At 40.0% G+C, this 26,675-nt stretch carries 21 protein-coding genes and 1 tRNA gene; 18 read left to right on the top strand and 4 right to left on the bottom strand.

Features of this window, described 5'->3' with window-relative positions; genetic code table 11:
* Window positions 1–7: 7 nt before the first annotated feature.
* The gene (gene pdxJ / locus MTN96_RS11255; protein ID WP_248531605.1) at window positions 8–739 is read left to right on the top strand and encodes a pyridoxine 5'-phosphate synthase; all 732 of its coding nucleotides are present in this window, start codon (window positions 8–10) and stop codon (window positions 737–739) included.
* Window positions 740–843: 104 nt separating this feature from the next.
* Here the strand turns inward: pdxJ and barA are convergent, their stop codons facing one another.
* Entirely contained in the window at window positions 844–3,618 is a 2,775-nt protein-coding gene (barA, locus tag MTN96_RS11250) for a two-component sensor histidine kinase BarA (protein ID WP_096739223.1), read from the bottom strand.
* Window positions 3,619–3,729: 111 nt separating this feature from the next.
* On the opposite strand from barA, the gene rlmD reads away from it, so the two are divergent.
* From rlmD to eno, 5 genes are all read left to right on the top strand, one after another.
* Window positions 3,730–5,055, top strand: a complete 1,326-nt coding sequence (gene rlmD / locus MTN96_RS11245) for a 23S rRNA (uracil(1939)-C(5))-methyltransferase RlmD (protein WP_248531604.1) — start codon at window positions 3,730–3,732, stop codon at window positions 5,053–5,055.
* A gap of 8 nt (window positions 5,056–5,063) precedes the next feature.
* Window positions 5,064–7,220, top strand: a complete 2,157-nt coding sequence (gene relA / locus MTN96_RS11240) for a GTP diphosphokinase (protein WP_024033076.1) — start codon at window positions 5,064–5,066, stop codon at window positions 7,218–7,220.
* A 1-nt stretch (window position 7,221) separates the two neighbouring features.
* Window positions 7,222–8,019: a nucleoside triphosphate pyrophosphohydrolase gene (gene mazG, locus MTN96_RS11235; RefSeq protein WP_248531649.1), complete on the top strand. Its 798-nt coding sequence runs from the start codon at window positions 7,222–7,224 to the stop codon at window positions 8,017–8,019.
* Window positions 8,020–8,196: 177 nt separating this feature from the next.
* The gene (locus MTN96_RS11230) at window positions 8,197–9,831 is read left to right on the top strand and encodes a CTP synthase (RefSeq protein WP_004586236.1); all 1,635 of its coding nucleotides are present in this window, start codon (window positions 8,197–8,199) and stop codon (window positions 9,829–9,831) included.
* 113 nt (window positions 9,832–9,944) lie between these two features.
* Entirely contained in the window at window positions 9,945–11,243 is a 1,299-nt protein-coding gene (eno, locus tag MTN96_RS11225) for a phosphopyruvate hydratase (protein ID WP_029771921.1), read from the top strand.
* Between the two features lie 292 nt (window positions 11,244–11,535).
* Here eno and mutH read toward each other — a convergent pair whose 3' ends face one another.
* Entirely contained in the window at window positions 11,536–12,207 is a 672-nt protein-coding gene (mutH, locus tag MTN96_RS11220; protein WP_248462370.1) for a DNA mismatch repair endonuclease MutH, read from the bottom strand.
* A gap of 577 nt (window positions 12,208–12,784) precedes the next feature.
* Here mutH and rppH point away from each other — a divergent pair.
* The 12 genes from rppH to MTN96_RS11160 all read left to right on the top strand — a co-directional run bounded on the left by rppH (window position 12,785) and on the right by MTN96_RS11160 (window position 23,248).
* Entirely contained in the window at window positions 12,785–13,303 is a 519-nt protein-coding gene (rppH, locus tag MTN96_RS11215) for an RNA pyrophosphohydrolase (protein WP_004586239.1), read from the top strand.
* Between the two features lie 29 nt (window positions 13,304–13,332).
* A complete protein-coding gene (gene ptsP, locus MTN96_RS11210; protein WP_004586240.1) occupies window positions 13,333–15,597 on the top strand; it encodes a phosphoenolpyruvate--protein phosphotransferase in 2,265 nt (754 codons plus the stop codon).
* Window positions 15,598–15,669: 72 nt separating this feature from the next.
* Window positions 15,670–16,479, top strand: coding sequence for a sulfite exporter TauE/SafE family protein (locus tag MTN96_RS11205; RefSeq protein ID WP_248531596.1), 810 nt, complete (start codon window positions 15,670–15,672; stop codon window positions 16,477–16,479).
* 10 nt (window positions 16,480–16,489) lie between these two features.
* Window positions 16,490–17,293 (top strand): prolipoprotein diacylglyceryl transferase, encoded by an 804-nt coding sequence (lgt, locus tag MTN96_RS11200; protein ID WP_004586242.1) that lies wholly within the window; start codon window positions 16,490–16,492, stop codon window positions 17,291–17,293.
* A gap of 12 nt (window positions 17,294–17,305) precedes the next feature.
* Window positions 17,306–18,157, top strand: coding sequence for a thymidylate synthase (locus tag MTN96_RS11195; RefSeq protein WP_248531594.1), 852 nt, complete (start codon window positions 17,306–17,308; stop codon window positions 18,155–18,157).
* Between the two features lie 19 nt (window positions 18,158–18,176).
* A complete protein-coding gene (gene galU, locus MTN96_RS11190; protein WP_004586244.1) occupies window positions 18,177–19,055 on the top strand; it encodes a UTP--glucose-1-phosphate uridylyltransferase GalU in 879 nt (292 codons plus the stop codon).
* 377 nt (window positions 19,056–19,432) lie between these two features.
* Window positions 19,433–20,131 carry an SPOR domain-containing protein gene (locus MTN96_RS11185; RefSeq protein ID WP_029771919.1) on the top strand — a complete coding sequence of 233 codons (699 nt, stop codon included), beginning with the start codon at window positions 19,433–19,435 and terminating at the stop codon, window positions 20,129–20,131.
* A gap of 210 nt (window positions 20,132–20,341) precedes the next feature.
* On the top strand, window positions 20,342–20,920 hold the full coding sequence (locus tag MTN96_RS11180) for an SPOR domain-containing protein (protein ID WP_004586246.1): 579 nt from the start codon (window positions 20,342–20,344) through the stop codon (window positions 20,918–20,920).
* A 159-nt stretch (window positions 20,921–21,079) separates the two neighbouring features.
* On the top strand, window positions 21,080–21,673 hold the full coding sequence (locus MTN96_RS11175) for a FlgO family outer membrane protein (RefSeq protein WP_248531592.1): 594 nt from the start codon (window positions 21,080–21,082) through the stop codon (window positions 21,671–21,673).
* Between the two features lie 13 nt (window positions 21,674–21,686).
* Entirely contained in the window at window positions 21,687–22,379 is a 693-nt protein-coding gene (locus MTN96_RS11170; protein WP_248531587.1) for a FlgO family outer membrane protein, read from the top strand.
* A gap of 8 nt (window positions 22,380–22,387) precedes the next feature.
* Window positions 22,388–23,065 (top strand): FlgO family outer membrane protein, encoded by a 678-nt coding sequence (locus MTN96_RS11165; protein WP_004586249.1) that lies wholly within the window; start codon window positions 22,388–22,390, stop codon window positions 23,063–23,065.
* Window positions 23,066–23,173: 108 nt separating this feature from the next.
* Window positions 23,174–23,248, top strand: a tRNA-Arg gene (locus MTN96_RS11160).
* Window positions 23,249–23,515: 267 nt separating this feature from the next.
* On the opposite strand, the gene drt3b is transcribed toward MTN96_RS11160, so the two are convergent.
* Together drt3b and drt3a are read right to left on the bottom strand one after the other, a co-directional pair.
* The gene (drt3b, locus tag MTN96_RS11155) at window positions 23,516–25,432 is read right to left on the bottom strand and encodes an antiviral reverse transcriptase Drt3b (RefSeq protein WP_248531585.1); all 1,917 of its coding nucleotides are present in this window, start codon (window positions 25,430–25,432) and stop codon (window positions 23,516–23,518) included.
* The gene (drt3a, locus tag MTN96_RS11150) at window positions 25,425–26,603 is read right to left on the bottom strand and encodes an antiviral reverse transcriptase Drt3a (RefSeq protein ID WP_248531583.1); all 1,179 of its coding nucleotides are present in this window, start codon (window positions 26,601–26,603) and stop codon (window positions 25,425–25,427) included. The genes drt3b and drt3a overlap by 8 nt, the downstream gene beginning before the upstream one ends.
* Window positions 26,604–26,675: the final 72 nt, after the last annotated feature.

Here is a 26,675-nt window from a genome sequence, read left to right as displayed (position 1 = left end):
TAACAAAATGAAAGACATTCTTTTAGGCGTAAACGTTGATCATATTGCAACGCTTCGCCAAGCGCGAGGTACATCATACCCAGACCCATCACATGCGGCCAGTGTGGCAGAGCACGCCGGTGCAGATGGTATTACTATTCATTTGCGTGAAGACCGCCGCCATATTCAAGACCGCGATGTATACGTAATGGCTAAAACGATTCAAACGCGTATGAATCTTGAAACAGCGGTTACAGATGAAATGATTAACATTGCCCTTGAAGTACAGCCTGAGTACGTATGTTTAGTACCTGAAAAACGTGAAGAGCTTACGACCGAAGGCGGCCTAGATGTGGCTGGTAACGTAGATAAAATTAAAGCGGCCACTAAAACACTGACTGATGCGGGTATTAAAGTGTCATTATTTATTGATGCCGATAAAGCACAGTTAGATGCAGCTAAAGCGTGTGGTGCACCGTATGTAGAAATTCATACCGGCGCGTATGCAGATGCCACTAATGATGAAGATTTACACAAAGAGCTTGAGCACATACGAGAGGGTGTAAAATACGCGGCGAGCTTAGGCTTAATTGTAAATGCAGGGCATGGCCTTCATTATCATAACGTAAAACCAATTGCTGCAATGCCTGAAATTTATGAGCTTAACATTGGCCACGCTATTATTGCGCGCGCAGCTATTGATGGCCTTGAAAAAGCAGTACGCGACATGAAACGCCTCATGATTGAGGCAAGGTTATAAATTTAACCCCAAGGTGGCACCATTTCATAGAAATACTTAATTAAGTAAAATGGTATTAAAACCTGTTAAAAGCGCATTTACTGCGCTTTTTTATTACGTGTTTTTTAGCGTTGATGCTCGGTAGCACTTGCATCTGCCATGAGGTTTTCCAGCTCATCCTGAAGCTCAAATAGTTCAGGCTCAACGTTATCTAGCACGCAATCACTTTTAAGTGAGGTTTCTATGGTTTCTGCCAGTGATTTAAGCTTAGGCACACCGGTATAACAGCACGCGCCATGGAATTTGTGGATAACACTTAATACCGTTTGGCAATCGTTTTGCTCAATAGCTTCGTTGAGCTGCGAGAGCGTCTCTGGCACACTTTGTAATAGCATATTGAGCATTTCCAGCGCCAGCTCACCTTTACCCCCTGCACGTTGTAGCGCAAGCGACCAATCTAAGCAGTTACTTTCAAATGGAGCTGGGCTTTGTGACGTTACACTTTTAATTTTGTCGCGGCTTACGGGCGATTGCGGACTATGATCGCATATAATTTGGCTCAGCATGTCCTCATCAATAGGCTTAGTTAAATAGCCTTTAAAGCCATCTTTTAATAGCTGCTCTTTTTCACTGTGCAGTGCATGCGCGGTTACCGCAATAATAGGTGTGTCTTCGTTTAAAGAAGACTCCTTAATAAGTTTACACGCGGTAATGCCATCCATAATCGGCATTTGTATGTCCATAAAAATAACATCGTACTTATGGCTTTTACTTAAGCTGTAGGCTTGCGAGCCATTATAAGCGGTGTCTATAAATTCAACTTGCTCTTTTAACAAGGTGCAAATAAGTTTTAAGTTTGCATCGTTGTCATCTACCACCAGTACTTTTAATGGCAATAATGTTTGATCGCTTGGCTCAATATTTAAGGTTGGATGATCAAGGCGATATGGCGCAGCCAGTACTTCACATAATTTACGATGATTAAGCGGCTTACTTAAACATACATCTGCACCACTACCAATGAAAGACTCTCTCATACTATGAGAAATAGTATTAAGCATTAAATATAAATAATCAGTTGACTCACGTACGCTATTTATATAGCCCTTTAAACGTTGCATATCATCTACCGATGCCATATCACCAATAATACAAATATCATATTTAAACATTTTATGTTTAATAGCGTCTAGAAATGCACCTTCATTAAAACAAGCGGTTACTACAGTTTCCCACTCGTTTAATACAGAAAGCACTGAGTGATGCGTATGCTCGTGTGGCTCTAAGTATAATATGCGTTTACCAATAAGTGATTTAGAAGGTAAGTCGTTACTAAAGGTATGATCAGGCAACCTAAACACACCATTAAAGGTAAAACAGGTGCCGCTTCCCGGGGCTGAATTTAGCGTTATTCGGCCATTCATAGCCTCTACAATGTGTTTGGTAATAATGAGACCTAAACCAGTGCCGCCAAATTTACGGGTGATAGATGAATCTGCTTGGCCAAATGCTGTAAATAACGCATCTTGCTTATCCATTGGAATACCCACACCGGTATCGGTTACTGATACTAAAATAGAGGCGCGGTCTTCATCTAATAAGCGGTAGCTTATATCAACTTTTATAGAGCCTTTTTCAGTAAACTTAATGGCATTACTTAACAAGTTAATAAGGACTTGTTTAAGGCGAGTGGGGTCACCGGTTAAATCATCAGGCACTTGTGGGTTGATATAAATAGATAGCTCAAGTTGTTTTTCATGCGCCGAGGGAGCTAATAATGTCATAACCTCGTTTACGCTATCGCGCAGTTGAAACTGGATTGATTCAAGCTCCATTGCGCCTGCTTCAAGTTTAGAAAAATCCAAAATATCGCTAATAATCGTCAATAAGCTATTGGCAGAAAGCTCTATGGTATCGAGGTAGTCTTTTTGATGTTTATTTAAAGGTGTTTTATACAATTGGCGCGTAAAGCCAATAACCCCATTAAGCGGGGTGCGTAACTCGTGACTCATTTTAGCTAAAAAGTCGGACTTAACGCGGTTAGCATCTTGCGCCTCTTTTTTGGCCATGGTTAGCTGAATATTTGAGGTTTCGTATTGCTCTAGGGTTTCGCGGTAATCACTCGTGGCTTGATCAATATTTTTCTGCATTTCGTCTTTTTGCATAACCATAGTGTGGGCTATGGTATTAAGCCCTTCACGCAAAAGTTCAAATTCGCCCATCATGGTGTCGTTTAAACCCGTGTCTCTTTTACCCTCAACTAGTTTGTCGGTGGCAAGTACTAACTTATTAAGCGGGTTCATAAACATACGGCTAAGCTTAAGCGCTAAAATAGATGCCAATATTATTGAAAATAAAATAACAATGCCGCTAATTAAAACCGCTCGCTGCTGGCCTATAATCGCTTGGTCTTTATTAAGTTGTAAAATAACGGTGCCAAGCGGGGTTTGAAAATCATTAATATCCCATTTTGATACCGGCGCAGAATGATTAAAAATAGGGGTGTAGAACGTGATTAACTCTTCTGATTTATTAATTTTTGTTGTGTGAAGATTTTCAATTTGTTCTTTTTGAGTTAGTTCATCAAACGAGCGATGATAGTTACTGGTCATAATAAGCTGATTGCTGGTATCAAAAATAGCAATCGATTTAATGGTTGGGGAGTGCTTATTGTGTGTGTAACTAATCAGACGGTTGAGCAGCTTTTTATTTTTTTCAAGTAAAGGCTGCTCTAAAGCAATTGCTAAGGGTTCAGATATTGAGCTGCCTTGCTGATATAAAATTTCATCAAGCTCAATGTAACGATTTATTGTAAAATAGCCGCCAAGTAACAAACCAATGATCACTGTGGGGATCAAGGTTAAGGTTAAAACAGAATCACGTAAGCCTAATTTGGTCATAATGGAAGCGTTATTATCATTATTAGTATGGATCGAGTATATACGGTTCATCGGCTATTCTCAAAGCATCTGATTTGCTTATACGTAATACAAAATTTAAGGTAATGCCGCATGGCGCAAATTTTTAAAGCAAAGAAAAAACCACTTAAACAGCAAACACTCACACTTAATATTACGGCCATGGATCATCAAGGGCGGGGCGTTGCCAAACACAATAATAAAGTGTGCTTTGTAAGCGGCGCTTTAATGAATGAAAAAGTAACGGCAAGCCTAATAGAAGATAAAGCCAAATACAGTAGTGCAAAGCTGGTTAAGGTTATTAATCCAAGCGATGCACGCACGCAGCCTTTTTGTCAGCATTATAATCACTGTGGTGGTTGCCAGTTGCAGCACCTAGAAATAAATCAGCAAGTGGCTGAAAAGCAAAATGCAGTGACGCAATTGTTTCAAAAATTTGCCAAATTAAGCGACTTAAATTGGCAAGCGCCTCTTTTAAGTAAGCCCACTCATTACAGACGCAGTGCCCGTATTGCCGTAATGTATGATAAAGCTGCTAAAAAAATGCGAGTTGGGTATCGTGCGCCTAGCTCTAAAAATGTGATTAGTATTGAGCAATGTGATGTGCTTAGTGAGGCATTTACTAACGTATTTAGTATTTTTGAAACGCTTATTAATCAATATAAAGCGCTACACAGTATAAGTCATTTACAGTTGTGCCAAAACGAAGCTGGGAACTTTATTGTTATTCGCCATACTAAAGCGATACCAGATGAAGCCAAAAGCTACGTACAAGAAGCGGCAAACGCACAGCAATGGTTAATTACTTGGCAAGACAACAGCGATGTTATAGAGCAAGCTCATTTGCCTACGCCGTATTATTTTTTAGAAAAGTTTAAATTAAAATTTGAATTTGGCCTTGGTAATTTTATTCAAGTAAATGATGAAGTTAACCAAGCTATGTTAGCTCAGTCGGTAAATTGGCTTAACTTGCAAGGAAACGAGCAAGTATTGGATTTATTTTGTGGTATTGGTAACTTTTCATTAGTGCTAGCCCAGCATGCTAAATCGGTTATTGGAGTAGAAGGGGTTGCATCGGCGGTTGCAATGGCGACACAAAATGCGCAAACTAACTCTATCACTAATGCGCACTTTCATTGTTTTGATTTAACGCAAAAAATTGAAACAGCACAATGGTTTAATAAGGCGCTAGACGTATTAGTATTAGACCCTTCTCGCACAGGTGCTATGGCTGTTTTAGAGCAACTACCTTTAAAGCAGTTTAAAACCATTTTATATGTCTCTTGCGATCCTGTTACTTTAGCCCGTGACAGTGCAATTATTTCGCAAGCAGGCTTTGAAGTTACTAAAATTGGGCTAATGAATATGTTTCCACATACAGGACACATAGAAACAATGGCGTTATTTCAACGGAGGTAAAGCGTTTTATGGTCGCTACACGTCAATCACATCAGCAGGACGACACAGGTGACTTTGCTACTAGCCTAAAACAGTTAGCGTTATCGCAAGAGAAAATAACGCTACTAAACAAAGCGCAAGCATTGTGTGTTACATGTGACAACCAAGCACGGCAAAACACGGCCATAGAAATGGTCGAGATTTTAGCCGAGTTAAATTTAGATGCAGAATCTCTCGCAACCGCGTATCTCACGCATTACTACTTAAACGACTTAGTAGACCTTGAAACCGTAGAAGCACAACTTGGCAAAAATGTAGCCATGCTTTTAACAGGGGTTGCACAAATGGCTGCTATTAGTACTTTATCGCACCAAGGTAAAGGCACTATGCAGGTAGATAACATTCGTAAAATGTTACTTACCATGGTTGAAGATGTGCGCGCTGTGGTGATTAAACTTGCTGAGCAAGTATGCCATTTACGCAATGTAAAAAATGGCGATGAAGAAGAGCGTGTTATTGCCGCTAAAGAAACCGCCGATATTTTTGCCCCGTTAGCAAACAGGTTAGGTATAGGCCAGCTTAAGTGGGAACTAGAAGATTTATCGTTTAGGTATTTACACCCCGACACCTATAAAAGCATTGCTAAACAACTTGATGACAAACGCCTTGCCCGTGAAGCCTATATGGAAGACATGGTTGCGCAAGTAAAAGCTCGCTTAAGCGAAGCCGGTATTGAGGCGCAAGTGTATGGCCGCCCTAAGCACATTTACAGCATTTATAAAAAAATGCAGCAAAAAAACTACGAATTTGATCAGCTGTTTGATATTAGGGCAATGCGAATTGTTGTAGAGCGCCTGCAAGATTGTTACGGCGCGCTAGGTATTGTGCACACTAATTGGCGCCACCTTAATAAAGAGTTTGACGACTACGTTGCTACACCCAAACAAAATGGCTATCAATCAATTCATACCGTGGTATTTGGCCCTGAAGGGAAAACCGTTGAAATACAAATACGCACCAGCGAAATGCACCAAGATGCAGAGCTAGGCGTAGCCGCACACTGGATGTATAAAGAAGGTGCTTTACCTGGGAGAGGCTCAGGCTATGAGCAAAAAATTAGCTGGTTGCGCAAATTACTGCAATGGCAAGAAGAAGTGGTTGATGGGGGCGATTTAGCCGAAGAGCTTAAAAACCAAGTTGTAGAAGACCGCGTTTATATATTTACCCCAAGTGGCGATATCATCGATTTACCTGTTGGCGCTACACCGCTTGATTTTGCTTACTACATTCACTCAAATGTAGGGCACCGCTGTATAGGAGCTAAAGTATTTGGCAAAATAGTGCCGTTTACACATCAGCTATCAACGGGCGATCAGGTAGAAATTCTCACGCAAAAGCAGCCTAATCCAAGCCGCGATTGGCTAAATCCATCGCTTGGTTATATTAAATCGTCGCGTGCAAGGGCTAAAATCCATCATTGGTTTAAACAGCTCGACCGCGATAAAAACTTAAGCGCCGGTAAAGAGATTCTAGATAACGAACTGCAAAAGCTAGATTTAACCTACAAAGATTTAGACCCAGCCATTAAGCGCTTTAATTTTAAAGAACTAGATGACTTAATGGTTGCGATAGGTGCCGGCGATGTTCGCTTAAACCAAATGCTTAACTTTGTCAGTGATCGTACCGAAGAAGAACCCGTAATTCGTTTTAAAGCGCCAAGTAAAGTAACTGGCGATAAAAACGGCATTGTGGTTGATGGTGTAGGCAGCTTAATGAGCCACGTTGCTAAGTGTTGTCGCCCAGTACCTGGCGATAAAATAATTGGCTATATTACACAAGGCCGTGGCATTGGGGTACACCGAGAAGATTGCGATTCATTTAACAACTTAAAAGAGCAACACCCAGAGCGTGTAATATCGGTTAGTTGGTCAGATGAAATAAACGGCTCTTATGCGCTAAGTATAAAAATAGAAGCCAGCGATCGCTCAGGTTTAATTCGCGATATTAGCTCTGTACTGGCTAACGAAAAAGTAAATGTGATCAACATGAACGTCAATACAGTTGGGGCCGATCAGTTAGCAGTATTTACTATGCAAATAGAAGTGCATGACCTATCGGGCACAAACCGTGTTTTGTCTAAACTGCATCAAATTGAAGGTGTGCACAGTGCCAAGCGAAACCAATAAAATGGCAAACAGTAACGCCCTTGAGCAACTCCTCGATATTATGGCGTTGCTTCGCGATCCTACCGACGGTTGCCCGTGGGATCGCAAGCAAAATTTTAAATCGATTGTACCGCACACGCTAGAAGAAGCCTTTGAAGTGGCCGATTGCATAGAGTCGGGTAATTTAAACGAGCTTAAAAATGAGCTGGGTGATTTACTGTTTCAAATCGTTTTTTACGCACAACTTGCTAAAGAGCAGGACATGTTTGATTTTAACGACGTGGTTAGTGAGCTAAATAGTAAACTTACCCGCCGTCACCCTCATGTTTTTAACACTAAGCAAGCATTAACCGATGAGCAATTAGCAAAGCAATGGCAAGCAATTAAAGCACAAGAGCGTGTAGCAAAAGTACAGCCAAGCAAAGCCTCACTTTGGCAAGATATACCCACCAATATGCCAAGCCTAACTAAAGCTAAAAAAATTCAGCAGCGTGTTGCCGCACTTGGTTTTGATTGGCCAAGCTACCACGGGGCACTTGATAAAGTAAGTGAAGAAGTACTTGAAGTAAAAGAAGCGCTTGAGAACGACCCTTCATCCGATCATACAGCAGAAGAAATAGGCGACTTATTATTTGCCACAGTAAATGTGGCTCGCCATGTTAAACGCGACCCAGAGCAACTACTCAGACAAGCCAACGATAAGTTCTCGGCGCGCTTTGAAAAAGTGCAAGGTTATTTAATTGCAAAAGGTAAAAGTTTAGAGCGCGCAACGCTTGACGAAATGGAAGAAGGATGGGAAGCCATTAAAAAAGCGAAATAAGATTAGCTCAGTACAACCTAATGTTAATCAACGAACATTTTTTGTGCACGTAAACGCTATTTTTAGCTGGATTGCTCAACGCTGTTTTGGTACAATTTCGCCCCGTCTTGATGATATACCCAGAGTCTCTTTCTCGGGTGTTATATTCCTTTTAATTCCTGATATTCTAGGGTTCGCATGAGTACAAAATTTATCTTCGTTACTGGCGGGGTTGTTTCTTCGTTGGGTAAAGGTATTGCAGCAGCGTCATTGGCAGCTATTTTAGAGGCCCGCGGTTTAGATGTTACCATTTTAAAGCTGGATCCTTACATAAACGTTGACCCAGGCACAATGAGCCCAATTCAACACGGTGAAGTATACGTTACAGAAGACGGCGCCGAAACGGATCTTGATTTAGGTCACTACGAGCGTTTTATTCGCACCAAAATGACCAGCCGCAACAACTTCACACAAGGGCGAGTGTACGAAGATGTACTACGTCGTGAGCGCCGTGGTGAATACTTAGGTGCAACCATTCAGGTTATTCCACACATCACAAATGACATTAAGCAACGTGTATACGACGGTGCTGAAGGTCATGATATTGCGATTGTAGAAATTGGTGGCACAGTAGGTGATATTGAATCACAACCATTTATTGAAGCAATTCGTCAGTTAGGTACAGAAATTGGCCGCGAACGCGCGCTATTTATTCACCTAACGCTAGTGCCATTCTTAGGCCCTGCAGGCGAAGTAAAAACTAAACCAACACAGCACTCAGTTAAAGAGTTACGCTCTGTAGGTATTCAGCCAGATATTCTTATTTGTCGCTCAGACCGTAAATTGCCTAACAACGAACGTGCAAAAATTGCATTGTTCACAAACGTTGAAGAAAAAGCGGTTATTTCGCTTCCTGACGTAGACAGCATTTACAAAATTCCTGCGCTATTAAAATCACAAGAGCTAGATAACTTTGTATGTCGTCGTTTCCACCTTGACGCACCAGAAGCTGATTTAGTTGAATGGGAACAAGTACTTTATCAAGAGTCTAACCCGACTGGCGAAGTAACGATTGGTATGGTTGGTAAGTACATTGAACTACCAGATGCATACAAATCAGTTAACGAAGCACTAAAACATGCAGGTCTTAAAAACCGTTTAACCATTAATATTGAATACGTTGACTCGCAAGACCTAGAAAGCAAAGGGGTAGAACTGCTTTCTCATCTAGATGCTATTTTAGTACCAGGTGGTTTTGGCGGCCGTGGTGTTGAAGGTAAAATTTTAGCGGCTAAGTATGCCCGTGAAAACAAAGTACCTTACCTAGGCATTTGTTTAGGTATGCAAGTAGCGCTTATTGAATACGCACGTAATGTTGCAGGTTTAACCGACGCTAACTCAACTGAGTTTAATATTCACTCAAAAGCGCCAGTAGTGGGCTTAATTACCGAGTGGTTAGATGCTGAGGGTAACATTGAAATACGTGATGAAAAATCTGATTTAGGTGGCACCATGCGTTTAGGCGCACAAAAATGTCACTTAACGCCGGGTTCTAAGGTGCACGAAGTGTACGGCAATACAGAAATTATTGAACGTCACCGTCATCGCTACGAAGTAAACAACAACTTTGTAGAGCAATTAGAGCAAGCAGGCTTAAGCTTTACCGGTTTATCAGAAGATAAAAAACTAGTAGAGATCATCGAAAATAAAGATCACCCATGGTTTATTGCCGCGCAATTCCACCCGGAATTTACGTCAACACCACGTGATGGTCACCCGTTATTTGAAGGGTTTGTAGCAGCTGCTCATACTCATCAAAAAACGTCTTCGTAATTAAAAAAAGCCGTGCATATTGCACGGCTTTTTTGTCTAAAGGGCTGACTAAAAGATATAAAACGTAGTAAAGTTAGCTGAACTCACCATTTTGGGAATATAGAGGAATCAAGATGTCAGAAATCGTAAAAGTAATTGGTCGCGAAATTATGGACTCGCGTGGTAACCCTACTGTTGAAGCTGATGTATATTTAGCTGATGGTTCTTGGGGCCGCGCTGCCGCTCCTTCAGGTGCATCAACAGGTACTCGCGAAGCACTAGAGCTACGTGATGGTGACAAAGCCCGTTACTTAGGTAAAGGCGTATTAAACGCAGTTGGTTTTATTAACAACGAAATTGCGGATGCGCTAAAAGGCCAAAATGCATTAGAGCAAAGTGCTGTAGATAAAGTAATGCTAGATTTAGATGGCACCGAAAATAAAGAAAAACTAGGTGCAAATGCTATCTTAGCGGTATCACTAGCGACTGCAAAAGCCGCTGCACAATTTAAAAAAGTTGAGCTTTACGAGCACATCGCAGACTTAAACGGTACGCCAGGTGTTTACTCAATGCCGTTACCTATGATGAATATCATCAACGGTGGTGAGCATGCAGATAACTCTGTAGATATTCAAGAATTTATGATCCAACCTGTTGGCGCTGAAAACTTCCGCGAAGGCCTACGTATGGGCGCTGAAGTATTCCACAGCCTTGCTAAAGTATTAAAAGCAGACGGCCACTCTACAGCGGTAGGTGATGAAGGTGGTTTTGCACCAAACCTTGCATCAAACGAAGCGGCACTTGCAGCTATTAAAACAGCTGTAGCAAACGCAGGTTACGAGCTAGGTAAAGATATTACACTGGCTATGGACTGTGCAGCCTCTGAGTTTTACGACAAAGAAGCAAACATTTACGATCTGAAAGGTGAAGGCAAAAAGTTCACTTCAGAAGAGTTTAACTACTTCTTAAAAGATCTAACTGAGCAATACCCAATTGTATCTATTGAAGATGGCTTAGATGAGTCAGATTGGGATGGCTTTGCACACCAAACTAAATTAATGGGCGATAAAATCCAATTAGTAGGCGATGATTTATTCGTAACTAACACAAAGATTTTAAAACGCGGTATTGATAACGGTATTGCTAACTCAATCCTAATTAAATTTAACCAAATTGGTTCACTAACTGAAACGTTAGCAGCAATCAAAATGGCTAAAGATGCAGGCTTTACAGTTGTTATTTCGCACCGTTCTGGCGAAACAGAAGATGCAACTATTGCTGATTTAGCGGTAGGTACTGCTGCAGGTCAAATTAAAACAGGTTCATTGAGCCGTTCTGACCGTGTTGCTAAGTACAACCAACTTCTTCGCATTGAAGAAGCGCTAGGTTCTAAAGCACCTTACAACGGTCTTAAAGAAGTTAAAGGTCAGTAATTCTATTCTATATAGAATCTTATTTTTAATTTTAGATAATAAAATCCTCGCTAATGCGGGGATTTTTTATGCCTGATAATTTTTTAAAGAGATGAGAATGCTTTGTAGGCGTTAAGCTTGCTAACGCGCGCACGCAGTGCGAAAAGAGGGTACAAGAAAAGTGAAAACTCTTTATTTAAACCACAAATTGTTTTATTAAAAAAGGTGAAATATCTTGTAGGCGTTAAGCTTGCTGACACGCGCAAGTAGTGCGAAACAGGATTTGCTTAACTCATAATATTTTCTGCACAGCTCAGAGCTGAAATTGCTGCTTCAATATTTCACCAGTAAAACTGGTTTTTAAATAAAAACCACGCGGTAAGGTTTTTATTGTTTGCCCATTTGGGCCAATAGCATCGGTAACCACTTTGCTATTAGCTGCTTTTGGCCTAATTTGAATGGCATCACCTAAATGGCCCGATATTTCATCAACTCGCCCAAGCGCTATTAACTCCATTTGTTCTTCCCAGTCTCGTTGTAGCAACGCATCTTGCTCAGGCGTAGGCTGCCATAAAAAACCACTGCCTATGGTTCTATCAAAAGGCGCAATATCGCGCTCACTCAATATAGGCAGCCATAAAACATGATTGAGTTTTTTACGCACAGCGCTTGTATGCCACGTCATGCCGGTTACGTTTATAAGGGGGGTAACCGACACAAAAGTGGTTTCTAAGGGTTTTCCTTTATACGAAATAGGCAGTGTTTTTAATTCAATGCCTAAATCTTCAAAATCGGGGAGGGGTTTTGAGCCTGCAGTAGCGCCTAACACGTATTCAATAAGTTGCCCGGTCCAGCCTTTTTCGCGTAATAGGTCGTCAGGGGTTTTAAAGCTGTATTGAGAGGCTAATTGCCCTAATGTTAAACCGGCAATAGCGTTTACGCGTTGCATTAAGTCATTAATTGAATGGGGTTTTGTTGGTCGCATGCTACTCATTTACCTTGAATAATTAACAGCGCCATGATAGCAAAACCCCCGTAAGGTGGATATCTTTGCTTTTGGTTGTTTTTTATACGCACTGTGTTTGGCGTAATTTTGCTCACCCCAAAAAGTCACAGTTTAACTGTAAGTGACTGACTAGCTTTAATATTTTCAATTAACTCATTCAGCTTTAATTAAGTTAGCAAATTCTATATGGGATAAATACAACTATATAAACATGTTTATCCACAGAATCTGTGGAGAAAGCGAGTTTTTAGATCTGCTATTGTGGACTTGTTTGCAAAATAGCCTTGTTTATCAAAAGTTATACACAAGCTGTGAGTAAATAGCACTAAACATAATAATCAAGGCATAGCTTAGCTTTTTTTACTAAAAGTTGCGTCAATTAAGGGTTATTTTATCCTTGTAATTACTCAGTGCTCATTTAAGGTTAAGTCGTTATGCACAGTGTAAATAGTAAACGTGCGATTAGGGCGTGATGACTTTGGGGATAATAGTGTTTGCCGAATTGCAGCTAATGTGGAACAATCATTAAAAATCGACTTACAAATGAGGCACTAAGGTGATTGATGCCGAAGGTTTTCGTGCCAATGTCGGAATTGTAATTTGCAATAATCAGGGGCAGGTTTTTTGGGCTAGACGTTACGGTCAACATTCTTGGCAATTTCCCCAAGGCGGTGTTGATGACGGAGAAACACCCGAACAAACCATGTACCGTGAATTACACGAAGAAGTAGGTTTGCGACCAGAAGATGTAGAAATAGTTGCAAGCTCAAAACATTGGTTACGCTATAAATTACCCAAGCGATTAATTCGCCGCGACTCTAGTCCGGTGTGTATTGGGCAAAAACAAAAATGGTTTTTATTAAAACTGCGTTGCAAAGATGAAGATGTAAACTTGCTTAAAACACATCATCCCGAGTTTGATGATTGGCGCTGGGTGAGTTATTGGTACCCAGTAAGGCAAGTGGTATCGTTTAAACGCGATGTATACAGACGGGTGATGAAAGAGTTTGCACCGTTTGCAATGCCTTTTAATAAAAGAGAACATCATAAAGAACAGTGGCGACACAAAAGGTAGTAGCATAATTATAAAATAAGGAGCAGGTAATGCTGGCAACACTTAGAACTATTGCTGAGTCTGTTTCGCAACAAGCGAATTTAGACAGTGCCTTAGTGTGCTTTGTGAAAATGGTTAAAGAGGCCATGAAAACCCAGTGCTGCTCTATTTATTTTGCCGACTACAGCCAAGATAACTTTGTACTTATGGCAACCGAAGGCCTTAACCCCGATGCCGTAGGTAAGTTTAGAATTGGTTTTACCGAAGGGCTTGTAGGTTTAGTAGCCCAGCGTGAAGAGCCTATTAATATAGCTTTTGCAAAATCTCATCCGCGTTTTAAGCTCTCCCCCGAAGTAAACGAAGAAGGTTACAATGCCTTTTTGTCTGTACCTGTTGTGCATCAAAAAAAGGTATTGGGCGTTATTGTTGTACAACAAAAAATGGCGCGGGTTTTTAGCCAAGACGAAGAGTCGTTTTTAATTACCCTTTCAGCGCAGCTAGCCTCGCAACTTGCGCATGCTGAAATAAAAGAGCTTTTACGCCAAGACGAATCATCACACCAAACCTCAGTGCTCAAAGGGGTATCGAGTGCACCAGGTATTGGGATTGGCCAAGCCTTTGTGGTACTGCCTAAGCTTGATTTTAAATCTATAGAGCTAAAAAAAGATCCCGATAGCGCCGAGCAGCGCCGTTTGTTTACACAAGCCGTTGCTGCCACCCGCAAAGAATTTAATACCCTGTCTATGACCTTGAGTGACTCAATTCCGCGAGAAGCACTCGCGGTATTTGATGTATACCAACAATTACTTGATGCCAAAAGTTTAGGCCACAATGTTGAGGTACAGTTACAAGAGGGCTGGTGTGCAAAAAGCGCCTTAAAAATTGTTATTGAGCGGCTTATTTCGCAGTTTAATGCCATGCAAGACCCCTACATTAAAGAGCGCGCAGTTGATGTAAAAGACATTGGTTTAAGGGTATTACACCACCTTGTAAACACAGAGCACGCAGTAAAAGATTACCCACCCAATACCATATTAATTGCTAATACCTTAACGCCCGCCATGCTGGCTGAAGTACCTAACGGGCATTTAGCCGGTGTAGTGAGTGTGAATGGCTCAGCCAATAGCCATGCCTCTATATTAACCCGAGCGATGGGAATACCGGCTATTTGGGGTATTGAAGATTTACCCTTATTGCAATTTGATGCCAAACCAATGATTTTAGATGCCTTTGCTGGGCGTTTATATATTTCTCCTTCGCAAGTGTTACTCGATGAATACGCACAGTTAAAGCACCAAGATAAACTACTCAATAACCGCTTTTTAGCAGAGCAAAGTGCGCAGTCGGTTACCTTAGATGGTGAGCAAATAAATTTAATGCTAAATGCAGGGCTTGAGCTTAATACAGAGCAAAGCAGTGCGCATATTTGCGATGGGGTAGGGCTTTATCGTACCGAAGCATGGTTTATGCAAAAGGGGCAATTTCCATCGCAAGCTGAGCAAGAAAACTGGTATAGGGAGGTGCTAAAAAGTTACCACCCAGCGCCTGTGGTTATGCGAACCCTAGATATTGGTGGCGATAAAGTTTTAGATTACTTTAATATCACCGAAGAAAATCCCTTTTTAGGGTGGCGCGGCATACGCATAAGCCTTGACCATCCAGAGCTGTTTTTAGATCAGCTCAAAGCTATGTTAAAAGCAAACATGGGCTTAGGTAATTTAAAAATAATGCTGCCTATGATCAGCGGTACAGAAGAGGTAGACGAAGCGCTCGCGTTATTTGAACAAGCTTATTTTGAACTGGCAGAAAAACACCCAGAGCAAAACTTGGAGCGCCCAGAAGTGGGCATTATGCTTGAAGTACCCTCAAGTATATTTATGCTCGACGAGTGGGCTAAAAAAGTAGATTTTTGCTCAGTAGGCAGTAACGATTTAACGCAATACTTACTTGCTGTCGATAGAGCAAATGCGCGCGTGGCTCAGTTATTTAACCCATATCACCCCGGTGTGTTAAGGGTATTAAATAAAGTAGCGAATGAATGTAATAAACACCGTTTACCCTTTAGTTTATGTGGCGAGCTAGGCGGCGAGCCAGAGGGCGCTATTTTACTCATTGCCATGGGCTATAGGCATTTAAGTATGAACATGTCGTCGTTAACTAAAGTAAAGTGGATTTTAAGGCGCTTAAATATTAACGATATGCAGCAATTACTCGCAGAGTGCTTAGTGCAATCGAACGCTAAACAGGTACTGCGCTTAACGCGCAATTTTATGATTGAACACCAATTAGGCGATCTGTTTTATACCGCCAAATAATGCAGCGCTTAAAGATGCTATTAACTTTATAATCCTTTAATATAGGCGCACGAAAAGGTATTTGAGAACACTATGTATGACTTAGCTTTACTCGTGGCCAGTTGTGCGCTACTTGGCTGTGTAGTTGGCTTTTTAGCTGGGCTATTAGGGATAGGCGGCGGTTTAATTATTGTGCCTGTTTTAAGTAGCTTATTACTGATGTTTGACGTTACTTCACCTGATCACGTATTAGTTATTTCTATTGCAACATCGCTTGCCTCTATTTTATTCACTTCTACTTCTTCAGTCTTGGCTCATCATAAAAATGATAATGTGCCGTGGCAAATTGCACCGTGGGTTATGTCGGGTGTAGGCTTAGGTGCGTTAATAAGTGGCTTTGCCGCAAGTTTAATACCCGAACAAGCATTACGCAGCGTGTTTGCAATAAGTGTTGTGTTTATTGCAGGCAGAATGGTGTTGGCATCACGTAGTAAATCGCTTAAAGAAAAACCGCTACCAAAAGGGATTATTTTAGGGAGCATTTCTGCTCTTATGGGCGCGCTTTCTGGTTTAATAGGTATTGGTGGCGGCGCACTTATTGCCCCTATGCTTAATTACTTTTCAGTTGATATGAAAAAAGCGATAGGCTGTGCATCAGCGAGCGGCATTGTTATCGCACTATTTGGCTCTATTGGTTATATAAGCGCAGGCTGGCAGGTAACCGATTTAGCCCATGGGTTCGTAGGGTTTGTATACTTACCTGCATTATTTGGTATTGTAATAACATCGTGGTTTGTGGCGCCCTTAGGGGCTAAAGCAACTCATTATTTACCTGTTAATATAATAAAGAAAATTTTCGCGGTGTTGCTTGTGCTCATCGCACTTAAAATGGTTTTTAGCTAAAGGTTTATTTATGGCACTTGAGTTTCCTCAAATCGATCCAATAATTTTTTCTGTTGGACCGCTAAGCGTACGTTGGTACGGTTTAATGTATTTAATTGGTTTTGCATTTGCGATGTGGTTTGCTAATCGTCAAGCCGAAAAACCAAACTCTGGCTGGACTAAAGAGCAAGTTAGCGACTTGCTTTTTTACGGCATGCTAGGGGTTATTTTAGGCGGCAGAATTGGCTATGTATTGTTTTATCAGTTTAGCTACTTTTTAGAAAATCCATTATATTTATTTAGAATTGACCAAGGCGGTATGTCGTTCCACGGCGGAACATTAGGGGTTATTACCGCTATTATACTATTTGCCAAAACCCGCAAAAAATCACTATTCGCAGTGGGAGATTTTGTGGTGCCGCTGGTTCCGGTGGGCTTATTAGCAGGGCGTATTGGTAACTTTATAAATGGCGAGTTATGGGGCCGTGTAAGCGATGTGCCATGGGCAATGGTATTTCCAACGGGTGGGCCGCTTGCGCGTCACCCATCGCAGTTATACGAAGCCTTTTTTGAAGGGCTAGTCCTGTTCTTAATTTTATTATGGTTTATTAAAAAGCCTCGCCCTGCAGGCAGTGTAGCCGGTGTATTTTTATTAGGGTACGGCGTATTTAGATTTTGTATTGAATATTTCCGCCAACCAGATGCGCAGCTTGGCCTATTTGCCGATTTTATCTCAATGGGTCAAATACTCTCGTTACCTATGATAATTGGTGGCCTAGGGCTATTAATTTGGGCGTACAAAAAACCGCAACCTGTAACCGCAGCAAAGGCATAGTAAGAACAGATCATGAAACAATATTTAAAATTATGTCAGCGCATTGTTGACGAAGGTGTATGGGTAGAAAACAAACGCACAGGCACGCGCTGCTTAACCGTTATTAATGCCGACTTAGAATACGATGTAGGTAATAATAAATTTCCTATGATCACCACTCGTAAAAGTTACTACAAAGCCGCTATAGCAGAGCTTTTAGGTTATTTACGCGGGTACCATAGCGCAGCGCAATTTCGCGATATAGGCTGTAAAACGTGGGATGCAAACGCAAACGATAATAACGCATGGCTAAATAACCCTAACCGCAAAGGCGAGGACGACATGGGCCGCGTTTATGGCGTGCAAGGGCGTAATTGGCAGCGCCCAGATGGCTCAACGCTCGATCAGCTTGCTAAAGTAATAAATAACTTAAAAAACGGGATTGATGACAGAGGTGAAATAATTACCTTTTATAATCCTGGTGAGTTTGAGCTTGGTTGCTTGCGCCCATGTATGCACACGCATACGTTTTCGCTGCTTGGCGACACACTGTATTTAACATCGTATCAGCGCAGTTGCGATGTGCCGCTGGGGCTTAATTTTAATCAAATTCAGTGTTTTGTATTACTGGCATTGGTAGCGCAAATTACCGGCCATAAAGCAGGTAAGGCGTATCATAAAATTGCTAATGCGCATATTTACGAAAACCAGTTACCGTTAATGCGCGATGTACAGCTAACACGTGAGCCGTTTGACTCACCGCAATTAAATATTAACCCAAACATAAAATCACTAGAAGATATAGAAACATGGGTAACACGAGACGATTTTGAAGTAGTAGGCTATCAATGCCACGAACCAATCCAATATCCGTTTTCAGTATAATAAGATTAAGGAGAACAAGATGAAAGCAGTGATCCCCGTAGCAGGCCTTGGAACGCGTATGTTACCTGCCACAAAAGCTATCCCTAAAGAGATGCTCCCAGTGGTAGACCGCCCGCTTATTCAATATGTAGTAAATGAAGCGGTAGCAGCAGGCGTTAAAGAGATTGTACTTGTAACGCACTCAAGTAAAAACTCTATCGAAAACCATTTTGATACCAGCTTTGAGCTAGAAGCCACGCTTGAAAAACGCGTAAAGCGGCAATTACTTGCCGAAGTACAGGCAATTTGCCCTAAAGATGTGACCATTATTCACGTACGCCAAGGTGAAGCTAAAGGCTTAGGCCACGCAATTAACTGTGCAGCGCCAATTATTGGCAACGAACCTTTTGTGGTTATTTTGCCAGATGTAATTGTTGATGACGTAGAGAGCGACCTTAAAAAAGACAACCTAGCAGAGATGATCGCCCGTTTTGAAGAAACTAAGCACAGCCAAATTATGGTTGAGCCAGTACCAATGGACGAAGTAGACAAATTTGGTGTTGTTGATTTAGGTGACGTAGAGCTTCACCAAGGTGAAAGCTCGCCAATTATTAACATGGTAGAAAAACCGCCAGTAGATGAAGCACCTTCAAACCTATCGGTAGTAGGGCGTTATGTATTAAGCGAAAACATTTGGCCACTGCTTGCTAAAACGCCGCAAGGGGCTGGCAACGAAATTCAACTTACAGATGCAATTGCCATGCTCATGCAGCAAGAAAAAGTAGACGCGTACGCAATGAAAGGCCGCAGCCACGATTGTGGTAGTAAAATAGGCTACTTAAAAGCAACGATAGAGTTTGCTTTGCGCCGCGACGAGTTTGCAGATGATTTAAAAACATTTATTAAATCGTTAATTTAGGTTTTATTAAATTACCCACCAAGGCGCCTGTTTAGGCGCCTTTTTTATTGCTAAATTATTAATGCCACTATGAGTATAGCTTTACTCAATTTTAACGACGCGAGTAATAAAGATGGGCTACGCTTAATTATGTTCTGAATTTGACTTGCGTTATTTTTAAACACAACGTAATTTATATTGAAAGGTTTATGTTAATTGGCATTAAAGTTGTATTAAAAGCCACACCCATGGAGGGTCGTGTTAATTTTATCTTTGCAGGTAAATTAACGTATAGGAGCAAATTTGCTCATTGTTTAATAGATAAGTTAAACGCTTTCTTGTGAGAACGTTTAACTGAAATGTAAGTGCACAGGCACTGCTTTCAGGATAACGGGTACATGCTTAAATTAAAAAAATACTATAAACACTTTTTTGTATGCCTTTTTACGCTTACGTTTGGCACGGCGTGCTCTATTACGCCTACCGCTAAACCTGCTGTTGATAATGAAATACCTAACACCACGCCCGATTACGTATCGATAACTGCACTAGAGCTTGCGCAATTAAAAGATGCCGCAATGCAATGGCAGCAAGCACGCGCCGGTATAGAGCGTATTTTAAAGCTTGAAAAAGAAATTACTTACCTGGTTAATCATATAGATATAATAAACTCTAAAGCTATTGCACAATCTAATGCAAGCCCTGCCTACAGTAGCCGTTACACTCGCACGCCTTCGCGTACAACCAGTAATAAGCCACGTCGTCAGCAAACTTACAAAGCTGCTAACAATAACCAAAAGCAAACTATAAAGCTTAATACCCCTAAACATGTATTTGCATTACAAGTTGCCTCGGTTGATTCTAAGCAGGATGTAGCTAAGGCCTGGCAAGAACTAAATACCAAAGCAGCGCCACTATTTAGAGATAAAATATTAACCAACGTAGAAACCGCAAAAATAAATGATAAAACCTTTTATCGCTTAAAGCTTGGCTCTTATAAAAACCTTAAAAATGCCAAAGCCGACTGTGAAGTATTTAAAATGTATAAGCTCGACTGCATTGTAAGTAACTACACCGATAAGCCAATTAAACTTTAATAGTGATACCAACCCGCAATAATAAATAATCACTTTACGGGGCTAATCGTGTAGCGTTCTGCGTTAATAAATCTCGTTTAGAGCAACTAAATAGCGAATTTCTTTGCCTAGCTATCAATACGTTTACTATCCTCAAAATAGATTACTTAATTAAGCTAATTGATTTAAAAGTGCAATAGGTACTAGCATGCGTGACTTGCTAAGCGTTGATTGGCTGTTAAAATAGCGCCCACTCTTACCCATATTAACAACATACTTATGCTGCACTACAAGGATTTTTTAGCCACATTAGTTTTAGGCTTTGCATTAGCAAACAGTGCTCACGCACTAGCAACGGCCCAAAAGCAGGCGGTGCTCATTAAAAAAGATGATTTAGCCGTACTCAAAGAGTCAGCGCAGCAGTGGCAACAAACCAAGCCTCAACTAGAAAGACTGTTAAAGCTAGAAAGTGAATTACAGCGCACAGTAGATAAATTAAAACAACTTAACGCGCAGCCAAAACCGCAGCAAACTAACCACTTAGCTGTTGTGAATACAAATGCGCTGTTTGCTGTGCAAGTGGGGGCATATAAAAATAAAGCGGTACTTGAAGCGGCTATAAAGCAATTTCAATCAGCCTCAAATAAGCTTGAAGTAAATACCGAGCAAGTATTGATTGACCAGCACACCTTTTATAGATTAAAGCTTGGTGCGTTTAAAACAAAAGAAGCAGCAAAGGATGCATGTAAGTCATTAATAAACAATAATACTTGCTTTGTAACCTACTACGTCAAAACGCCTCAAAGTTAATTAACCTGAACTCTGGTTAAGAGCCTTACTAGCATATTGAACTATCTTGATACTTAAATTTATTATCTCTGGCTAGAGATAGGTTTATTATCCAGAGTTTAGGTTAATTAGGCATAATAATTGCTTTATCCTCGGTATGTTTTAAAGAGGACGGCAACTATGCGCCTTTTACTGCCTTTAGTATTGTTAAATTTAACTGCTTGCAACTTGGTTCCGCCCCCAGAGCCGAGTGTGCCTACTGACGCGCCAAAAGCAGCAATGGCACCCTATACCGTTAACGAGTATGTAGCAAATCTAACCTCGCAGCTTAACCATGTAAATGGCGCTTTAAATGCCAATGCGCGCATTGGTGTGAGTAGCTTTTTTTATGCCGATGCTTTAGATACTAAGCTAGTAGCAGGGCAGGCCTCGGGTTTGAGCTTACAAATTCAAGAAAGCTTATTAACGCAATTTACCCAGCTTGGCTATCATACCGTTGAGTACCGCCTTGGCAATAACCTTATATTAGCGCACAACGCAGACAGCATATTAAGCCGCGACTTAAGTAAATTACGCAATCGCCAAAATATTGACTTAGTCATCACCGGCACTGTAACGCGCCAACAGCATGCTTACATAGTTAATGCACGACTCGTTAATATTGAAAACAAGCAAGTACTGTCGGCAGGCAGCACAGAGATCCCTATAAATGTAATGTGGGGAAACGAAAAAATTCAGCAGCGTGACGGCTCTTTGTACCGCAGCGAATATTAATCAGGAGCACACCATGAGAAACCTATTAATTACCCTATGTTTGCCATTAGGCTTTGGCTGTTCGCAAATGTTAAATTCGCTACATTCAGAGCCGGAGAAAGTTGAGCAAGATAATGCAGCCCAGCTTGTTTCAGAGCAACGTGCGGTAAAAGCACCTGCACCAAATGAAGCGTTATTTCAGTCTAATTTAAACAAGCAAAGTAACTACACCAAAAGTGCCCCTGCAAAACGCAAAAATATAAACCATTATGTGCGCGGTATAATGCAAGACATGGTCGAAAACCTGCAATACGTAAACGACAAAACGCCACTTGCCGTTTCTAGCTTTGTATTTTTAGATGATGATTACAGCGATGGAAGCCTGTTAGGTAACCAAATAGCCGAAAGCTTTATGCACGAGCTGCATAGTTTTGGAGTACCGGTTATCGATTTTAAAACCACCGATTATATGCGAGTAACCCCCGCAGGCGACTTTGTATTTAGCCGCGACTACCTAGAGCTAAACCAAGATCAAAACTTTAATTACGTATTAGCAGGAACACTTGTGAGCCACCAAGGCGGCGTACTGGTAAATGCTCGAATAGTGGGCATTAAAAGTAAAGCGGTAGTGGGCAGTGCGCAAGGGTTTATTCCTCAATCAGTGGTTGATGCGCTAAACAGTAGCTATCGCACCGACGGAATTGTGCTTAAACAAGCCAGCGAGTGAGGTTGACCATGTTTTACAAACTATCTGCTATAGCGGGGCTAACGGCAACGTTAGCATTAACTGGCTGTTCAATAACGCAAAATAATGAGCATAACGAAAGCATAAACACACGCTCAGACTACACCGTGGTAACGCAAAGTAGCCAACCCACGCCTATGTATGCCAACCAATCTGTGCAGCAGCAAAGTGAGTACGACACAGCAAGGCAGTTTACACCGCTTAAACACCACAAAACGCTGGCAAACTATGTAGAGCAAATGGCGCTGGATTTAGTCGATACGCTTGAAGCCGAAGCGCCCGATAACAACAGCATCAACATAGCGGTTACCACCATTGTAGATTTAGACGCATCGCTTAATAAAAGTAATCAGTTGGGTAATCAATTAGCAGAGACGTTTATTCATCAGCTGCAAAAATTTGGCTACGGCGTGGTAGATTTTAAAACCATGGACAACATTGATGTATCAAACAGAGGCGACTTTGTGTTATCTCGCGATATAGAAAAGCTAAGCGAAAGCAGCATGGCTAACTATGTATTAGCAGGTACGTTAATTTACCGCCCAAATGGCGTAGCAGTAAACACCCGCGTTATAAATGTTCACAGCAAACATATTGTAGCAAGCAGCCGCAAACTCATACCACTGTACGTGTTAAACAAAGAAGATATATATTTATCAAGCAATTAAGTTAATTTTAGCTTGATATGAAAAACAAGATGCCGTTATAATTTTTGTAAGCTGTAAGCTGTAAGCTGTAAGCTGTAAGCTGTAAGCTGTAAGCTGTAAGCTCGATGCGGCCTCTTAGTTAAATGGATATAACGGCCCCCTCCTAAGGGGCAGTTGCAGGTTCGATTCCTGCAGGGGCTACCAATAAAATCAATGGGTTATAAGTTGACTTCTGTGTTTTTCTATTTCTGTGTAGCACATGTGTAGCACATGTGTAGCAACGTGCTTGTTGCTCTAGTAAATATAAATTATATTCCACCAAACAAAAGCTTTGGTTTGAATTAGAAATGGGAATTTAATTTTTTTGGGGGCTACCCGCTTCATTTCGTGTGTGTGGCATTAACATGCCCTTATTTAACATGCTTATAAAAACGCAGCTAAACAGTAACAATATCGAAACGGGTAGTCGAACTAGTCGTAAGAAAAAACAAATTCTCTCTTACTTAAAATGTTTTGTAAGTACTTAGTGTCTTTCCAGCTAACAACAAAATCATACTTTAATACTTCGTTAATTTTATTATCGTTAAAAGTATTACCAGTTTTGGCTTTTATCTTTTCTACTATTACCTTTCTTTTCTGTTTATCTATGAAAGGGCAAGAAGAGAAATCAAAAAACATTAGAAAAAACTCAGTCGATTTAAAGTTATCTGCATGATTAGAGATAAAAGCTTCAGCGTCTTTGATTAATTCTAATCTAAATTCATTGTATTCAATTTCATCTCTTATGTACAACATGAAAGTTACCCAACTAAAATAAAAATCTTGAGTATCGGATGACTTTCTAATATGAGTATAATACTGCTTTAATTTACTCTGGGTGAGATGAAAGGCGCTTGGTAGCATAGTAAGTATCACAAGTAGGTTAAGAGTTTCTAAACCTACAATACCTTTTGAGGAGCTAGTAATTATACTAATAGCTTGTGACACCATATCGAATATTTTCTTATTGATTAAATCTTTGAAGTTTTCAGACCAACTAGCAATTAGTGACAGTAAGATATTAATCATTCTTGCTAATCTGTCTGTTGTTCTTATTCTTATATCCATTGCATGTATAAAAAATAGAACGTCAAGATCGACTAGGAGCCAATTAACATGCTCAATGTCAATAGAGTCAAGTTGCGAAGTTCTATTTAAAAAAAGTTTCATTTTCTTTTCTATGGAGCTAAATAAGTAGTTAGAGATAGAGTTATATTGAACATCATATTCAGCAAGTGACATTTTAATCGAAGATATTGTTTTATTTGCCTTCCAGTCAGGGTGCTGTAATGATGCGATTGTTTTATCTTCTTTATATCTACTCTTATAAAGTTCATTTATTGTGGTTCGTAACGCATTTTTTGACAGGGAAATTTCAGTTGCAAAGGGGCGCTTTACATAAGATGTTTTTGAATCATTGAGATATAATTTGTATTCAATTAAGCACTTTTCTAAGGCTGAAAAAACCGTATCACGTACACTTTCATCTCTATAAAATATGAAATAATCATCAACGTATCTTCTGAAATCGTAATCTTGACCAACGACTAGTTTTTCAATACCGTTTCTACCTTTATCTAACCTTTTAATTAAATCCAAATCTATTTGTTGCAGAATTATTTCTGCAAAGATACGCGACACTTCAGGGCCGATAATTATTCCATTCGTTTCCCTATAGTTTATATCTTGCATTAAAGAATCGAATTCCCCATCAAAACTACCATAAGGTTTATCTTTAGCTAATCTTTTACTTTTTGTTGCCCAACCAATTGAGTGTGTGTATATGCTCGGGAAGCACTTAGCAATATCAGTTTGCATCATGTAGCTAAATCGTTTTTCTAATTTATGATAATCATATGATTCAAAAAATTTGTATAGGAAAGAATAACGTTTATATTTAAAATATGAGCTAGATGTAACCCTATCTTCTGCGACCCCCTCAACTCCAGCGTATCCACTTTCTGCTCCAAAAACCTTACCATAGAATTTAGTTGTTTTTTTTGCTGGAAACCTAAGGGACTTAGTTGATTTATTACAATAATATTCTATGAGCTCTGAAAAGCTATCGTAGAAATCACAAACTCTTAATTGTGCAGCTGGATGCATAATTGATAGCTCACGAAATTTAACACCTCCCCTAGAGATTGAGTAATTCAAAGGTATAAAGTTATTTTTACTTCCTGCAAAATTATTGCCTAATCCAGATACCGTTTCGTATAGGCTACAGCGCTTCTTTAAGGCGTTATACATGGCATAGTTTGTATACCAAAGAGGGAGCTCATAAGGCAAAACATCAGTCAATAATGTCCGTAATTTATCTTGAGTATCCACATTAATTAAATTAGACATTTTTCCAAACCTGATTTATTAAAAAAGCTTTTCTTCTTGTGAACTTTCCCTGTTTTTTATTTGTAACAGAGCCGTAGAATGATATTTTTGATAGAGAAGTAATATTAGCAGGAGTAAGCCCATATATAGGGTTGTTGATCATTTTTATTAAAAAACCATCTAGCATTTTTAAACAGTGATAGTTATCAGATACAAACCTATAATTATGTGCAATACCACTCAGTAAAGTACCGTTCTTACTTTTTTTAATCACTTTAATTACAGCTAGATAGTTAAGTCTTTGTTGTAATAATCTTAGGTTTGATGTCTTTTTATATTCATTAAGGCTTTTTGCTATTTTTTGTTTTAATTTATTTATCTTATCTAAGGAAATGGTTAGCTCAACCTTATTTGCTCTGTTCCTTGTGGGGGTAACGGTAAATTGGTATCCAAGATAATTAAATTTTGCACTTTGAGATAAACCAATATATTGTTTATGACTGCTCTCATTTAAAACCAAATTGATCTTATTTAGCTCGTTTTTTAACGCTTCCAATAAAGTGTTCTGGGTATGTTTATCAACTAAAATGAACAAGTCATCTACGTAACGAGTATAGTAAATCACACCATCAAACTGCTTGATAAACTTGTCTATTGGTTCTAAATAGAGTTCTGCTAATGTTGGAGAAATGGCTAAGCCTCGAGGTAAACCTTTAATGTCGGTTTCTTTGCTGTGCTTTAGGATTGAATGAAGTAATTTCATTGAGGTTGGGGCAAGTATCATATCATCGTCTAATTTTTTGACGGTTTTCTCAAAATTCATGGATTCATAACATTTTTCTATATCAAGCCTCATTACAGCATAATCACCTGAATCTTTTAGCAATGTAGATACCTGACTTATAATCCTATTTCTATCTGATTGCCTAACCTTATAAATTCGTCTGATGTATCTGTCGAGTATTTTAATGGATATAGCATCTTCAATATCTGCTGCTTGATATGTAGGTTTTCCTCTTTTAGATTCGCATCTTAATGGAGATATTATGTAATTTTTAGATTTAATAGCTTCAGCGAGTTCATCGATAGAATCTTCAATATCTTCAAAATTATCTAGAAAATTCCAGCGGAATACATCTTTGGATGTGAGTACTTTTTTAATTGCGGTGTTATCGAATGTTTGTTTAAGCATGTTTCAATGAGATCCATATCATTTTAAAGTGCCTTCATTTTAAATAGTGTGCTGTATATAATTATAGTTAGC

Source organism: Pseudoalteromonas sp. 2CM28B, assembly GCF_023161935.1.
The sequence above is the reverse complement of the archived record's forward strand: the minus strand, read 5'-3'. Positions and strand labels throughout refer to the sequence as shown.